13 protein-coding genes are annotated in these 14,132 nt (G+C 63.2%); 5 read left to right on the top strand and 8 right to left on the bottom strand.

The features are described from left to right. Positions 1 to 174 precede the first annotated feature (174 nt). Positions 175 to 375, top strand: a complete 201-nt coding sequence (locus ASD00_RS42285) for an isochorismatase family protein (protein ID WP_280137500.1) — start codon at positions 175 to 177, stop codon at positions 373 to 375. Between the two features lie 203 nt (positions 376 to 578). Here the strand turns inward: ASD00_RS42285 and ASD00_RS11765 are convergent, their stop codons facing one another. Next, positions 579 to 1,640: a DMT family transporter gene (locus ASD00_RS11765; RefSeq protein WP_025424699.1), complete on the bottom strand. Its 1,062-nt coding sequence runs from the start codon at positions 1,638 to 1,640 to the stop codon at positions 579 to 581. 464 nt (positions 1,641 to 2,104) lie between these two features. Here ASD00_RS11765 and ASD00_RS11760 point away from each other — a divergent pair, with 464 nt between their 5' ends. Then, the gene (locus tag ASD00_RS11760) at positions 2,105 to 3,046 is read left to right on the top strand and encodes a hypothetical protein (RefSeq protein ID WP_057206582.1); all 942 of its coding nucleotides are present in this window, start codon (positions 2,105 to 2,107) and stop codon (positions 3,044 to 3,046) included. 202 nt (positions 3,047 to 3,248) lie between these two features. On the opposite strand, the gene ASD00_RS39925 is transcribed toward ASD00_RS11760, so the two are convergent. Further along, positions 3,249 to 3,407: a hypothetical protein gene (locus tag ASD00_RS39925; RefSeq protein ID WP_156408099.1), complete on the bottom strand. Its 159-nt coding sequence runs from the start codon at positions 3,405 to 3,407 to the stop codon at positions 3,249 to 3,251. Positions 3,408 to 3,526: 119 nt separating this feature from the next. Between ASD00_RS39925 and ASD00_RS11755 the strand changes: the two genes are divergently transcribed. After that, on the top strand, positions 3,527 to 3,787 hold the full coding sequence (locus tag ASD00_RS11755; protein ID WP_128090375.1) for a hypothetical protein: 261 nt from the start codon (positions 3,527 to 3,529) through the stop codon (positions 3,785 to 3,787). A gap of 89 nt (positions 3,788 to 3,876) precedes the next feature. Here the strand turns inward: ASD00_RS11755 and ASD00_RS11750 are convergent, their stop codons facing one another. From ASD00_RS11750 to hutF, 6 genes are all read right to left on the bottom strand, one after another. Next, complete coding sequence (locus ASD00_RS11750) at positions 3,877 to 4,461, bottom strand: HutD family protein (RefSeq protein ID WP_057206578.1); 585 nt, start codon at positions 4,459 to 4,461, stop codon at positions 3,877 to 3,879. Next, positions 4,458 to 5,945, bottom strand: a complete 1,488-nt coding sequence (gene hutH / locus ASD00_RS11745) for a histidine ammonia-lyase (RefSeq protein ID WP_057206576.1) — start codon at positions 5,943 to 5,945, stop codon at positions 4,458 to 4,460. The genes ASD00_RS11750 and hutH overlap by 4 nt, the downstream gene beginning before the upstream one ends. Beyond that, positions 5,938 to 6,765, bottom strand: a complete 828-nt coding sequence (locus ASD00_RS11740) for a betaine/proline/choline family ABC transporter ATP-binding protein (protein ID WP_025424694.1) — start codon at positions 6,763 to 6,765, stop codon at positions 5,938 to 5,940. The genes hutH and ASD00_RS11740 overlap by 8 nt, the downstream gene beginning before the upstream one ends. Further along, entirely contained in the window at positions 6,758 to 7,615 is an 858-nt protein-coding gene (locus ASD00_RS11735) for a proline/glycine betaine ABC transporter permease (protein WP_025424693.1), read from the bottom strand. The genes ASD00_RS11740 and ASD00_RS11735 overlap by 8 nt, the downstream gene beginning before the upstream one ends. Before the next feature lie 161 nt (positions 7,616 to 7,776). Further along, complete coding sequence (locus tag ASD00_RS11730) at positions 7,777 to 8,811, bottom strand: ABC transporter substrate-binding protein (RefSeq protein ID WP_057206637.1); 1,035 nt, start codon at positions 8,809 to 8,811, stop codon at positions 7,777 to 7,779. Between the two features lie 35 nt (positions 8,812 to 8,846). Further along, entirely contained in the window at positions 8,847 to 10,223 is a 1,377-nt protein-coding gene (gene hutF, locus ASD00_RS11725; RefSeq protein ID WP_057206574.1) for a formimidoylglutamate deiminase, read from the bottom strand. 138 nt (positions 10,224 to 10,361) lie between these two features. Between hutF and hutC the strand changes: the two genes are divergently transcribed. Beyond that, on the top strand, positions 10,362 to 11,105 hold the full coding sequence (hutC, locus tag ASD00_RS11720; RefSeq protein ID WP_025424690.1) for a histidine utilization repressor: 744 nt from the start codon (positions 10,362 to 10,364) through the stop codon (positions 11,103 to 11,105). A 63-nt stretch (positions 11,106 to 11,168) separates the two neighbouring features. Then, on the top strand, positions 11,169 to 14,096 hold the full coding sequence (locus ASD00_RS11715; RefSeq protein WP_057206572.1) for an aminotransferase: 2,928 nt from the start codon (positions 11,169 to 11,171) through the stop codon (positions 14,094 to 14,096). Positions 14,097 to 14,132: the final 36 nt, after the last annotated feature.

Genomic DNA, 14,132 nt, shown 5'->3' with positions numbered 1-14,132 from the left:
ATACACCCAGGACGGATTTCGTGGCTCCGGCGCAGATTTCCTTCCGGAATTTAAAGCGTACATCGAGGACGGGAAGACGATCATTTGCTCGCCGCACAAGCTATACGGCCCGCAGCCAACGACCTGCCATTGCAGTTGCGAAAGCAGCGCGTTGACCAGATCATCCTGGCAGGAATGCTCGCCAATATGTGCGTGGAGTCGCATTGCTGCGAATTCCTCGAACTTGGCTTCGAAGTCGGCATCGTTCGCGATGCGGTCGCTGCGCCGAAGTTGCCGGAGGGTGACGGCTATCTCTCTGCGCTGATCAATTTCCGCTACATGGCCAACGGCCTTTGGACGACCGATGAGGTTGTCAAGATGCTGGTCCAGGCATAACGGGGATCAATCCCCAGGCGGATCAGGCACAGAATGCCCGGTCCGTCCCGCACCAGCGCGAACCATCGCCGCTATAGCTCGCGCTTTTCCGGAATTTTGCCACGCAAGTCCGGAAAATTTGCATTTCCGATATGCTCCAAAATCCGCAACTTCGACGCACTTTCAAGCCGTCTCAGAGGTAATTTCAGGGCACCTAAACGCCCTCACCCATGACTATGCCGGTGATGCAGGTCCGGGTAATGCGGATGCTTATGCCGCATCGGTTCGTGCCGGTGCCAGTGGGAGTGCGGCTCGGTGACCGGGCCGTCGTGGCTGTGGTTGTGATGTTCGTCGTGAATATGGGCGTGTTCGTGCTCGAGCGCCTCGTGGGTGTGTTCGTGGTCGTGGCGCTCGGCCAGGTGCATCCAGAGGCCAAAGGCCATCAGCAGGCCGGCTGAGAGGAATTGCAGGGTGATCGTGTCGCGGAAGAGGGCGATCGAGAGAAGGGCGCCGATGAAGGGGGCGAGCGAGAAGTAAGCGCCAGTGCGCGCCGTGCCGAGATGGCGCAGGCCGAGCATGAAGAAGACGAGGCTGATGCCGACACCGAGGAAGCCGACGAGGGCGGCTGCTGCCGTGAGGCCGACAGACGGCAGCGAGGCGCCGAGCGACAGGGCAAGGGCGAGGTTGGTGGCGCCGGCAGCCAAACCCTTGATCATGGCGATCTGGACGGGATCGGCGGAGGAGAGTTTTCGCGTCAGATTGTTGTCGATGCCCCAGGCAAGGCAGGCGCCTGATATCAGCAGGCTGCCGCGATCGAGGCTCAGGCCTGCACCGTTCCACGACAGGAGAACCGCGCCGCATAAAATTGCGGCTGCGCCCAGGAGCAGGCGGCGATCGACATTCTCGCGAAACACCAGCCAGGCAATCGCCATTGTCGCCAGTCCCTCGAGGTTGAGGAGCAGCGATCCGGAGGCGGCCGTGGTCTGGGATAGGCCGAACATCAGCAACAGCGGGCCGAGCACGCCGCCGAACAGGATCACGGTAATCAGCCAGGGAATATCGGCGCGCGCCAGCGGCGCTTCGACGCCATCGAGTCCGACCAGGGCGCGGGCGCGGTGAACGATCGCCAAGCCAATCCCGGCGCCGAGATAAAGCATGCCGGCGAGCAGCCAGGGGTCAATGGTGCCGAGCAGAAGTTTTGAAAGCGGCGTCGAGGCGCCGAAGAGAACGGCGGACCCCAGGGCGAGGGGAACGCCGGGCCAGAGGTGGGAATGATCGCTCGACATCGGAAACTTCCTGGCAACGGATGGGCATCGGCCATGAGGCGGCCGGTGCGGTCCATCCAAGCAGCAAAGTCATGCCAGGGGAAGTCTTTGTTCGTGCCGACAATGGGAAGGGAGGTTTCTCCACCAGGACATCGGCCGTTCACGTTTCAAGGAGACCGGCCGGCTCTGCCTGACGCGGAGAATAGCGCCGGCCGACTGCGCAACGGTCAGGCCGCGATCATGGCGATCGCCGTACTTAGGTTCGCCCGTCGCCTTGCCGCCAAGAGTGCGGCTATCAGGGAGATCTGGAGAAAAGCGGGTCTCGAAGCTCTGGGGGTGCCTGAACCGGTCGTAGCCAATGGCTGCCCGCCCAGGTTGCTGCTGCCAATTCAGCCTCCTGCTGTCAGCGCGGAACGCTGGCGGGCCGACCATTGCCGTTGTAGGCTAAACGCAACTTTGAATATATGAGCGATTCGGCGAATACTATGACGATTGCAGTTTCGAAACTCCGTGCTGGCCCGTTTTCCGCTATCTTGGCCGCGTGTATGCTGATCAGTCTGCCGGCCCAGTCTCAGGCCCTCACGGATGATCTGACCACGGGAACGCTGACCGGCACCTGTGAGAGCCTCATCGTTGCAGGTGAAGACTGGACGAGCCAATGTGACGGCATGCTGGTACAATCGGTTTATCCAGACGGCCGATCCGGTTTCACGGTTTTCCTCAAGTCCGGCGTTGCAGTGACTTTCCGAGGACGCGAGGCCGAGAAGCCCGACCCGGACAGTCAGTTGCAGAGCGTCAACAGGATCGTTGTGGACCCCGGTAAGGAAGCGGCTGAATTCGAGATGAAGGAAGTGGCTGGCGGATGCGGTTACACCAACCCCTTCAAGGGCGAGGCCATGACGGTTTGCGAGGCCACCGATATCGGCAAAAGCCAGTACGCTCTGCAGTTCAGGTCCGACGGAAAGCCGCCGCAGATGGAGCGCGATGGAAGTGACCAGGACGAGGCGAAGCGCGAAAGCTCTGAGCAAAAATTTCAGGTGGGCAGTTGGACTGGAGACCCATTGGATGGGGGACGAAAAGGCTGTCTGATGTCGAAAAACGTCGACCGAAAGATCGCGCTCATCCTGTATGCCGACCGTAATCAGGCGTTTCACCTCAGCCTCTTCAACAACAGCTGGAATCTCACCGAGAAGAGCGCATCCGCGGGTGACTTGAGGATCGGCGGCAAGGCGTTTGCACTACGCGAAGTCGATATCCGCACGCCTCATCTCCTGACTGTTCACGTCGGCGCTGACAGGGACGCGTTGCAATCGGCGTTAGCGCAAAGCGCTGAACTGACGTTTCAATCGGCCGGCGCTGCGCAAACCAGGGTCGATCTCGCGGGAGCCGATGAGGCCATCAAGGCGCTCAATGCCTGCGTGAAGTGAAACGCCGTGTTTGCCGGCCACGGACATCAGGTTTTCGCGGTGAGGAGTTCGAGGCGAAGACCGTCGCCTCGTGTGGCTGCCAACGCGTGGAGGGTGAGCAGGGACATCATGGCTGGCTCCATCGTTTGATCGAGCATTCTTGCCCCTCAGCGTCGGGCAAGCCACCCGGTTTCCTGCCCGGTGGAAATCGAGACGGCGCGCTTTAGCGATGGATGGACGAGGTGATCGTGCTGTAGTCGGGCAGGGTGATGTCGGCAATTTCTGCCGCCCGATATTGGGACAGGGCCACATTCATGAAGGCGATCACTGCCAGAGAGAAGGCCAGAACGGTGATGGAAACGCCGAAACCGGTCTTGATCATGTCCGTATCCTCCAAGCCTTGTGTTTGCTGTTGAGAGACTGTCAAACCGTGGCATGGAGACTATCCTGTGGCGTCGAATGCGCTGTTCCCCGGGTAACACGCCGTATGGTTACCGAATTATGAACGGAAAAATCGGTGCCAATCCTGGCGAGGAGCGTCGAGAATGCTCAGGCTTGCCGGATTTCGACGCTTTCTCCCGGCGCCAGCGCCCGGTGCTGGACGATGGCTCGCCGATCCTCGGAGAAGCGGAAGGCAGCCCGCTCTACATCCTGGTGAAGGAGGGGGAGCGCTGGATGATCGCCATCGGCCAGAACACCAAGATCCAGACGGAGGCGATCATGACGCAGCAGAAGGAGATCAGCGCCAGCGACGCAAAGTAGCCGTTGGTGTTGGCGCCGTCCGTTCGGTTGTAAGCTGAGGTTGCGCGATCGGAGAGCGGCGCGGAGCTGGCCGCCGGCACCAGGCGCAGTCAGACGCTCGGCGCCGGGTCGATCTCGATGAGAAACACCTCGCACGGTGCCGGCGCCTTCACCGTGGCCGCAACCGGCCCCTCGAGGATCACCGCATCGCCGACGGAAAGCGCAAGCGTCTGGCCGTTACCATCCAGCTCCACCGCGCCGCGATGGCAAAAGACCATGGTGGTGGTAGCCTCGCTCGCCAGCGGATGCTCGCCGTCGATCGCCAGCCGGCGCACCCGATGGATGAGCTTGCCCCGGCGGGTCATGACATTGAGGTCGACGATCGTGCCGTTAATCAGGCTGGCCGATGTGGCGACGTCGGCGGGGAAGGCAAGGGGCGCATCCGCCTCCGTCAATCGGGCCGGGTCGCGGCCTTCGATCAAGAGCGTCATGCCGTTGCCTTTAAGGATCGACAGCGTGCGGTCGATGCCGGGAAAAGCAGAGAAGGGGCCATCGCTTGCGACGGTCGCCATGCTCACCCGCCAGTCAAACTCCGAAAGCGATGCGCCTTCCGGAAAGACTGATATCTCGATGGTTTCGCCGCCACCGTTTTTCCAGGGCATGCGCTTGTGGCCGGAGGCGGGCAGGAGCTTCATGGCGTCTCTTCCTGAATGACGAGCCGCATGCGGTCGAAATCCTCGTTCATCGGCCGGTCGTCTGCATAGACGGGAACGACGGCGCGGATGCGCTGGTAGAGCGCCTCGGTGCGTTTCGCCTTGGCCGTTGCGCGGGGCTGCAGGTCATAGGCCTGTGCGGCCGCGAGCAGCTCGATTGCAAGAATGCGCTCGAGGTTGTCGACGATTTCAAGCGCCTTCCAGGCGGCGGGCGTGGCGTGCGTCAGGATATCCTCCTGCAGCGCCGAGGTGATGCCACCATCAAGGCTGGCGGGGGCTGCTAGGCGACGGTTCTCCGCGGCAAGGGCAGCCGCCGTATACTGGGCGATCATGTAGCCGGAGGAAACACCGCTGTCGCCGGCGAGAAAGGCGGGCAGGCCACTGACGAGCGGGTTGACCAGCCGGTCGATACGACGCTCAGATATCGCCGCAACTTCGGCAACGGCGACCGCGAGACTGTCCATGGCGAGACCGAGTGCTGCTCCAACCGCATGAGCCTGCGAATGCACCTCCGGCGCCTCCGGCGTGCCTGAAACGGCCGGGTTGTCGGTGAGGCTTGCCAGCTCCCGGTTCACCACCTCGGCCACATGGTCGAAGGCGTCGCGGGCGGCGCCATGCACATGCGGCACGGCGCGCAGGCTCAAGGGATCCTGTGTGCGCGTGCCGGCGCTTGCCGCCAGCATTGGGCTATCCTCCAGAAGGTCGCGCAGCGTCTTGCCGACCGCCTGCAGTCCGGACGAGTGCCGCAGCGCCAGCGGGCCGGCGGCAAAGGCATTGGCCTGGCTGCCGAGGTTTTCATAGGTCAGCGCCGATGCGGCATCCGCCCAGGCGAAGAGTTTTTGTGCGCGCGACAGCGCCAGCGCGGCAAGGCCGGTGGCGCAGGGCGTGCCGTTGACGAGGCTCAAGCCCTCCTTGGCCTGCAACTGCAGGGGCTGGAGCTCGAGCCGACGCAAGGCTTCGGCACCGCTGACTGTTGCCATGCCGTCGTTTGCCGAGCCATGGCCGATCAGCACGAGGCCGATCGACGCGGCATGGGAGAGGTAGCCGACAGAGCCACGCGACGGAATATTGGGGATGAGGCCCGCATTGAGCAGCGCCAGAAGTGCCTCGACCGTCTCGATGCGGACGCCGGAATAGCCATGGGCGAAATTGGCGATCTGGGCAGCCATCACCGCCCGTGCCTCGGTTCGCCCGAGCGGCTCACCGACGCCGCAGGCATGGCTGAGGATGATGTTGCGCGACAGAGCCTGCTGGTTTTCCCGGTCGATGATGACATCGCAAAGCGCACCGACACCTGTGTTGATGCCGTAGCCGCGGATGCCGCGATCGACCAGCGCCTCGACCACGGCGCGGGCCTTGACGATGCGCTGGCGAGCAGCCGCGGAAAGCGTCAGCCGAGCGCCATCTGCGACCGCGGCGATCTCGACCCAGGTTGCAGGTCCATCAAGCGTGACGGTTTCAGTCATGAGTTTCTGGCCTTCCCTGGCGGCGCTGGACGAACCGGGCGACATAGTCGTTGGCGGGCTTGTCGAGAATATCGTCAGGCGTTCCCACCTGCACCACCTGGCCGTCCTTCAGGATGGCGATTTCCGAGCCGATGCGCAAAGCCTCGTCGAGATCGTGAGTGATGAAGACGATGGTCTTCGACAGGTTCTGCTGCAGCTGCAGCAACTGGTCCTGCATGTCGGCGCGGATCAGCGGATCGAGCGCCGAGAAGGCTTCGTCCATCAGGATGACATCGGTATCGGCGGCAAGCGCCCGGGCAAGGCCGACGCGCTGTTTCATGCCGCCCGAAAGCTGATGCGGGAACTTGGCGTCGTAGCCGGAAAGCCCGACGGTCTCGATCCATTTCATGCCGATGTCGCGGCTGTCGGCCTTGGAAAGGCCGCGCACCCGCTGGCCGTAGACGACGTTCTGCAGCACGGTGCGGTGCGGCATCAGGGCAAAGCTCTGGAACACCATGCTGACGCGGTGCATGCGGAAGGTGCGAAGCGCCTTGGCGTCGAGCTCGAGGATGTTGCTGCCGTCGAAGACCACCTGGCCGCTGGTCGGTTCGATCAGCCGGTTGATGTGGCGCACAAGCGTCGACTTGCCCGATCCGGACAGGCCCATGATGACGAAGATCTTGCCGGCACCGATCGTCAGGCTGACGTCGTTGAGGCCGACGCTGCAGCCGGAGCGGGCGAGAATCTCAGATTTGTCGAGGCCGTCCTTGGCCATGGCGAGTGCCGCCTTGGCGTCCTGGCCGAAGATCTTGTAGACGTTGCGGATCTCGATATCAGCCATTGCGGGGATCCTCCGTCCGGTTCTTGCCGAAACCTTGCGTGATGCGGTCGAGTACGATTGCCAGAATGACGATGCCGATGCCGGCTTCCAGGCCCTTGCCGACGTCAAGCGTCTGGATGCCGTTCAGCACCTGCTCGCCGAGGCCGCGCGCGCCGATCATCGAAGCGACGACCACCATCGACAGCGCCATCATGATTGTCTGGTTGAGGCCGGCCATGATCGTCGGGGTTGCCAGCGGCAGTTCGACGCCGAAGAGGATCTGGTTGGGGCTGCCGCCGAAGGCCGTTGCCGCTTCGACCACCTCGTGGTCGACCTGGCGAATGCCGAGGTCGGTGAGGCGGATCAGTGGCGGCACGGCATAGATGATGGTGGCGAGGATCGCCGGCACCTTGCCGAGGCCGAAGAGCATCAGCGCCGGGATCAGATAGACGAAGCTCGGCATGGTCTGCATCACGTCGAGCACCGGCAGCGTGATGTTGCGCACCAGCCGGCTCTTGGCGACGAGAATGCCCATGGGAACTCCGATGGCCACAGACACCAGCGTCGCCATCAGCATCAGCGCCAGCGTCTGCATGGTAAGATCCCAGAGGCCGAGCACGCCGACGAAGAACAGGAGCGCGCCGACGGCGACCGTCAGCGTCCAGCGCTTGGAGCTTTGCCAGGCAAGCGCCATGAAGGCGAGGATGACGACCCACCAGGGCAGGCCGCGCAGGATCCATTCGATGAACAGCACGGCTTTCAGGATCACCGCGCTGATCGCCTTGAAGACCCAGCCATAGCTGCTGACCAGCGTCTGGATGAACTCGTTCACCGGCGCGCGGATGGAGAGATTGAGGGAATCCGGAAACATCGGATGTCGTTCCTTGCTCGGGCCATGACGGACGCAATGCCGCCGCCGATGGCGCTTGCCTCGGGGTGTCGAAGGGTGGGGCCGGCGCGGGTCCGATGGGACCGCCCTGTCTCAGACAGAGGCGAGGCGCATCAGACCCGCGTCGGCCGACCGAACGGACTTTACTTCAGGCTGGCTTCGATCTTGCCGCGGGCCTCGTCGGAGACCCACTTGCCCCAGATGTCGCCCTTGGTCTTCAGGAACTCGGCCGCTGCCGCCACTGCATCGACCTTCTGGTCGGTCATGTAGGCAAGGCTGCCGTTGACGTCTTCCAGAGGGAAGGTCGCCTTTTCGAGGATGGCGATGATCTCGGGGGCTTCCTGGGCGAAGGTGCTGTTGACGCCGTAGGAAACATCGACGGACGGGAAGGCGCAGCCCTGGTCGCGCTTGCCGGTGGCGCTCGAAAGCTCCTTCCAGCAGGCTTCGTTGTAGGCCGGCTCTTCAAGCTGGACGAGCTTGAACTTGCCCATGATCGCGGTCGGAGACCAGTAGTAGAACAGGATCGGCTCGCCCTGCAGATAGGCCGAAGTGATTGCGGAATCGAGCGCCGTGCCGGTGCCGGGACGGAAGTTCACATAGGTTTCGCCGAGCTTGTAGGCATCAAGCTTGGCGGTGCTGACGCCCTCGCAGGTCCAGCCGGACGGGCAATTGAGGAAGCGGCCCTTGGACGGCTCCTCCGGATCGGCGAAGAGTTCGACGATCTTGGCATCGGAAAGCTGCGAGACGCTCTTCAGGTCCGGCGCCTTGGCCTCGATGTTGCGGCTGGCATCGCCCTTGATGACGTATTCCGGCACGAACCAGCCTTCGCTGGCGCCGACGAAGGTCTTGCCGATGGCCACGACCTTCTTTTCCTCGACAGCCTTGTTCCAGATGTCGGAGCGGCCGAGCCATTCCTCGGCGAAGATCTGGACGTCGTTGTTGGCGGTCGCCTGTTCGAGCGTCACCGAATTGCCGGGGATCGAATCCACCTGGCAGTCGTAGCCCTTCGACAGGATGGTTTTCATCACCTCGGTGATGAACGCGCCGCTTTCCCAGTCGATGCCGGCGAAGGTAACGGTCTTGCCGTCGCCGCAATAGGAGGCGCTGGCGTTGCCGGCAGAAGCGGCAAGCACGAGGCCGGTGGCGGCGAGGGTGAGTTTCAGTTTGCTGATCGACATGCGCATTCCCCTTTTTTTGATAGTCGCTTCGATTGCTACTTCAGTTTCATAAGCACCCGCGCGAAAGCACGGTCGATGTCTTCCTCCCGATCATGGCGTCCGTTGCGGATCTTCCACTGTCCCGCGACCATGACGTCGCGGACGGTCTCGCCGCCGAGCGCAAACAGCCAGCGGTCGAGGATCTGATTGCCGCTTGCGGCGGCGATGTACGGATTGGAGCCGTCGAGCACGACGAAATCGGCGCGGGCACCGACTGCAATGCCGGCAGCCTTATGGCCGACAGCCTGGGCGCCACCCTTGAGGGCCGCATCGAAAATGGTGTGGCCGACCGATGCGCCCGGGGCGGCGGCGAGCCGGTTGCGACGCCGGTCGCGCAGGCGCTGGCCGTATTCCAGCAACCGCAGTTCTTCGGCGACGCTGGTTGCCACATGGCTGTCGGTGCCGATGCCGAGGCGTCCGCCTTCGGCGATGTAGTCGACGGCTGGAAAGATGCCGTCGCCAAGATTGGCTTCCGTTGCCGGGCAAAGGCCGGCGACCGCGCCCGACCGTGCCAGCCGCTGTCTTTCCTCGTCGGTCAGATGGGTCGCGTGGATCAAGCACCAGCGCTCGTCGACGGGCATTTCGTCGAGCAACCACTGAACAGGGCGGCGACCGCTCCAGGCAAGGCTGTCTTCGACTTCCTTGGTCTGTTCGGCGACGTGAATATGGATCGGTCCGTTGACGGGTGCACGTTCGAGGATCGTGCGCATCTCTTCCGGGGTCGCGGCGCGCAGTGAATGGATGGCGTAGCCGAGCGTCTGGCCATTGTCGCGGCAGATCGGCGCCAGGCGTTCCAGGAGTGCGAGGAAACGATCGGGGTCATGCAGGAAGGGGCGCTGGCCGACGTTCGGGGCGACGCCGCCGAAATTGGCATGAGCGTAGAAGACCGGCAGATGGGTGAGGCCGATGCCGGTCGATTGCGCGGCAGCGAGAATGCGCAGCGACATCTCGGCCGGGTCGGAATAGGGCGTGCCGTCGGCGGTGTGGTGCAGGTAATGGAATTCGGCAACATGGCCGAAGCCGCCCTTCAGCATCTCCATGTAGAGCTTGGCGGCGATCGCCTCGACGTCGTCGGGGTTCACCAGTCCGACGGTGCGGTACATTTCTTCCCGCCAGGTCCAGAAACTGTCGTTGCCGCTGCCGGCGACCTCGGCGAGGCCCGCCATGGCGCGCTGGAAGGCGTGGGAATGCAGATTGGCGACGGCTGGAATGAGCGGTCCGGCAACGCGTTCGTCGCCGTCGGCGATCGTCTGATCGGTCTCAATGGAGGCGATGCCGCCTGACGCATCGAGCGCAATGGCGACATTCTGCGCCCAGCCTGTCGGCAGAAGCACATGGTCGGCGAAGAGCCGGTTGACGGGAAAAGTTGCCATGTTGCGATTTTCCTGTACGTAGTTGTATATGGAACTATAGATATTTTGCTGTGGCGCGCAAGCGCGAAATGAACGAAAAGAATCATTGCCGGATACGCATGATTTGTTTGCTTTCCGGAAAGGGCGGGAAAAATGCCAATAACGGCACTCAGGCGAAGGATCGAAATGGCCGCATTCGAGGACGGACCGGTGCCACGCTACGAGGCGGTGAAGCAGTTCATCCGCACCCGCATCGACAGCGGGGAATGGCCGGCACATCATCGTATTCCTTCCGAAAACGAGATCGTCGCCGATCTCGGCGTCAGCCGCATGACCGCGAACCGGGCGCTGCGGGAGCTGGCGACCGAGGGGGCGATCACCCGCGTTCAGGGGGTAGGGTCGTTCGTCGCGGCACACAAGGGCAGCACGGCGCTCTTGGAAGTGCGCAACATCGCCGACGAGATCCGCGAGCGCGGCCACGCCCATACTTCGCGCATGACGCTGATGCAGGAGGAGGTAGCACCTTCGGAAATCGGCTATGCGCTCGGGCTTGTTACCGGCGCACGAGTTTTCCATTCGATCATGGTGCATTCGGAAAACGGCCTGCCGATTCAGATCGAGGACCGGTTCGTCAACCCGGCCATCTGCCCGAAATACATGGAGCAGGATTTCCGCGACATGACGCCGAACGCCTATCTGACGGCGGTCGCACCGATCACCCGCACCGAACAGATCGTCGAGGCGGTGTCGCCGCAGCCATGGGAATGCAAGCTGCTCGGCATCGACCGCAACGAGCCTTGTCTTATGATCCGGCGTCGCACCTGGTCCGACACCGCCAATGTGACGACGGCGCGCCTGCTCTATCCCGGGACGCGCTATCGCCTTGAAGGTGTGTCGCAATAGTCAGGAGACCCGTTCGGTCGATTCGGAAGTCGGCATGATGCCGGATGTGATGGAGGCGACATTATGGTTGAAGACGCGCTGAAGCTTCGCACGCAATTGCCAAGGCCCGATGTGACGCCCGAGGACGCTGCGCGCATTCTTTCGGAGCATTTCGGCCTTTCCGGCACCCTGACCGAACTGGGCAGCCAGCAGGATCGCAACTACCGGATCGACACCGGCGAGGCACTTTTCGTCCTGAAGATCTGCCGAGCGGCCTACGATCCGCTGGAACTGCAAGCCCAGAACGCCGCCTTGTTGCATCTCGCCCGTCAGACCGGCTCGGTGCGGGTGCCGCAGGTCATGGGCGCGCTCGATGGCAACGACATCGTCGATGTGACGGTGCGCGGCGAGGACTATCGCGTTCGCCTGTTGACCTATCTCGATGGCGTGCCGTTGACGCGGCGCAAACATCTGACAGCGGAAACCGTGGCCGCGCTCGGCGACATTGCCGGGCGGCTGGCGGTGGCACTCAGCGATTTCGATCATCCGGGCCTCGACCGCGAGCTGCAATGGGATCTACGCCACGCCGCACCGGTCGCCTTGCACCTGCTTTCCGCCATGACCGACGAGGGCCTGAAGAAGCGCATCGCCGAGGCGATGGTCGGGGCCATGCGCCGGCTGCAGCCGCTGACGGCCGATCTGCGCCTCCAGGCGATCCACCATGATGTGACTGACGACAATGTCGTCGGCCAACCGGATGCGGCCGGCCGGCCGATCCCGGATGGCGTCATCGATTTCGGCGATATTCTGAAGGGCTGGCTCGTCGCAGAGCTCGCCGTCACATGCGCTTCGCTGCTGCATCATGCCGATGGCGATCCTCTCTTCGTTCTGCCGGCCATCAGGGCCTTTCACGCGGTTTGCCCGCTTGAGGAAAACGAGCTGAAGGCATTGTGGCCGCTGATCGTTGCGCGTGCCGCGGTTCTGATCGCCAGTTCCGAGCAGCAGCTCACCATCGATCCTGAGAACGCCTATGTGCAGGGCAACGCGGCCCATGAGCGCGAGATCTTCGACGTTGCCGTCTCCGTACCGCCGGCCATGATGCAATACGCGATCCTGCGTGCCGTCGATGCGGTACCGGAGGCGACGATGCCGGTGGTGGGTGAGGGATTGCTCGTCGACATCGAGCCTGCCGGCGTGCGCCAGATCGATCTTTCCATCTTGAGCCCGCTGCTTCCCGAGGAGCGCTGGCAGCACGAGGCGCTGCCGGCCTCGTTGCTGCAGACGGCGGCGCACGCGATCGGGATGGCGTCGACCCGGTATGGCGAGTACCGGATGACCGAGAGCGCGCTTCGGGCGTCCGCGCCGATGCCGACCTTCGCCCTGCATGTCGATCTCTGCCTGCCGACCGGGACTGTCGTCAGGGCACCCTTTGCCGGCCGACCCGAATGGCATGACGGGCGGATGGTCCTGAACGGTGGGGCGGTCGTTCTCCATCTCTCCGGTCTCGAACCGTCCGAGGATACGGAAGAGACGGTTGCTGCCGGCACGCCGATCGGCACGGTGGTCGAGGCCGGCCATGGGCTTGGCCTGATCCGGGTGCAGCTCTGCCGCGAACCGGGACTGAACCCGCCGCTGTTTGTCCCGGCCCATCAGGCGGATGCGTGGCGCATGCTCTGCCCGTCACCATCAGGCATCCTCGGTTTCGACTGCGATGCGCCGAGACCGCATTCGACCGACCTGCTTGACCGCCGCAAGCGGCACTTCGCCAGGCAGCAGAAAAACTACTATCGCAATCCACCGCAGATCGAACGCGGCTGGAAGGAACATCTGTTCGACGTCGAGGGCAGGGCCTATCTCGACATGGTCAACAACGTCACCATCCTCGGCCACGGACATCCGCGGCTGGCGGCAGCGGTCGGCCGGCAATGGTCGCTGCTCAATACGAATTCGCGTTTCCATTATGCTTCGGTCGCCGAGTTTTCCGCGCGGCTTGCAGCACTCGCGCCCGATGGCCTCGACACGGTGTTCCTGGTCAACAGCGGCTCGGAAGCGAACGATCTCGCCTTGCGGCTCGCCTGGGCCTTTTCCGGCCAGCGCAACATCGTCAGTCTGCTCGAGGCCTATCACGGCTGGACGGTGGCGAGCGACGCGGTCTCGACCTCGATCGCTGACAACCCGCAGGCGCTTGAGACCCGCCCTGACTGGGTGCATGCCGTGGTGGCGCCAAACACCTATCGAGGCCCGTTCCGCGGCGCCGGCACGACCGACAATTACGTCCGGTCGGTTGCGACCAAATTGCGCGAACTGGAGGACGGGGGGCAAGGCCTTGCCGGCTTCATCTGTGAGCCGGTCTATGGCAACGCCGGCGGCATTCCCTTGCCGAAAGGCTATCTCGACGCCGTCTATGCCATGGTTCGCCAGCGCGGTGGTGTCTGCATCGCAGACGAGGTGCAGGTCGGTTACGGCAGGCTCGGGGACTATTTCTGGGGTTTCGAGGAACAGGGCGTCGTGCCCGATATCATCACCATCGCCAAGGGCATGGGCAACGGCCATCCGCTCGGCGCCGTCATCACGCGGCGTGAGATTGCCGACGCCCTGGAGAAGGAAGGTTATTTCTTCTCGTCATCAGGCGGCAGTCCGGTGAGTTCCATCGTCGGTCAGACGGTGCTCGATCTTCTCGAAGAGGAGAAATTGCAGGACAACGCGCGCGTCGTCGGCGGCTACCTCAAGACGAGGCTCGAAGCGCTGGAGCAGCGGTTTCCGCTGGTCGGCGCCGTGCACGGCATGGGGCTTTATCTCGGTGTCGAGTTCGTCCGCGATCGCGAAACGCTGGAGCCCGCGACAGAAGAGACCGCGGCCATCTGCGATCGCCTTCTTGAGTTTGGCGTCATCATGCAGCCGACCGGCGACCACCTGAACGTCTTGAAGATCAAGCCGCCGCTCTGCCTCAGCCGGGAAAGCGCCGACTTTTTTGCCGACATGCTCACGCGTGTTCTTGACGAGGGTTGGTAGACGCGGGTCCCACCGACGGCAGACGCCGGTAGGACT

The organism is Ensifer sp. Root31 (assembly GCF_001424825.1).
Lineage (GTDB): Bacteria > Pseudomonadota > Alphaproteobacteria > Rhizobiales > Rhizobiaceae > Ensifer > Ensifer canadensis.
This window is presented reverse-complemented; position numbering and strand designations above follow the sequence as displayed.

What these genes read in the sequence shown, in the direction of transcription:
- ASD00_RS42285 (WP_280137500.1), top strand. Translation starts at nt 175, where the DNA reads ATGCTCGCCAATATGTGCGTGGAGTCGCATTGCTGCGAATTCCTCGAA.
- ASD00_RS11765 (WP_025424699.1), bottom strand. Translation starts at nt 1,640, where the DNA reads ATGTCGAGCGATCATTCCCACCTCTGGCCCGGCGTTCCCCTCGCCCTG.
- ASD00_RS11760 (WP_057206582.1), top strand. Translation starts at nt 2,105, where the DNA reads ATGACGATTGCAGTTTCGAAACTCCGTGCTGGCCCGTTTTCCGCTATC.
- ASD00_RS39925 (WP_156408099.1), bottom strand. Translation starts at nt 3,407, where the DNA reads ATGATCAAGACCGGTTTCGGCGTTTCCATCACCGTTCTGGCCTTCTCT.
- ASD00_RS11755 (WP_128090375.1), top strand. Translation starts at nt 3,527, where the DNA reads ATGAACGGAAAAATCGGTGCCAATCCTGGCGAGGAGCGTCGAGAATGC.
- ASD00_RS11750 (WP_057206578.1), bottom strand. Translation starts at nt 4,461, where the DNA reads ATGAAGCTCCTGCCCGCCTCCGGCCACAAGCGCATGCCCTGGAAAAAC.
- hutH (WP_057206576.1), bottom strand. Translation starts at nt 5,945, where the DNA reads ATGACTGAAACCGTCACGCTTGATGGACCTGCAACCTGGGTCGAGATC.
- ASD00_RS11740 (WP_025424694.1), bottom strand. Translation starts at nt 6,765, where the DNA reads ATGGCTGATATCGAGATCCGCAACGTCTACAAGATCTTCGGCCAGGAC.
- ASD00_RS11735 (WP_025424693.1), bottom strand. Translation starts at nt 7,615, where the DNA reads ATGTTTCCGGATTCCCTCAATCTCTCCATCCGCGCGCCGGTGAACGAG.
- ASD00_RS11730 (WP_057206637.1), bottom strand. Translation starts at nt 8,811, where the DNA reads ATGTCGATCAGCAAACTGAAACTCACCCTCGCCGCCACCGGCCTCGTG.
- hutF (WP_057206574.1), bottom strand. Translation starts at nt 10,223, where the DNA reads ATGGCAACTTTTCCCGTCAACCGGCTCTTCGCCGACCATGTGCTTCTG.
- ASD00_RS11715 (WP_057206572.1), top strand. Translation starts at nt 11,169, where the DNA reads ATGGTTGAAGACGCGCTGAAGCTTCGCACGCAATTGCCAAGGCCCGAT.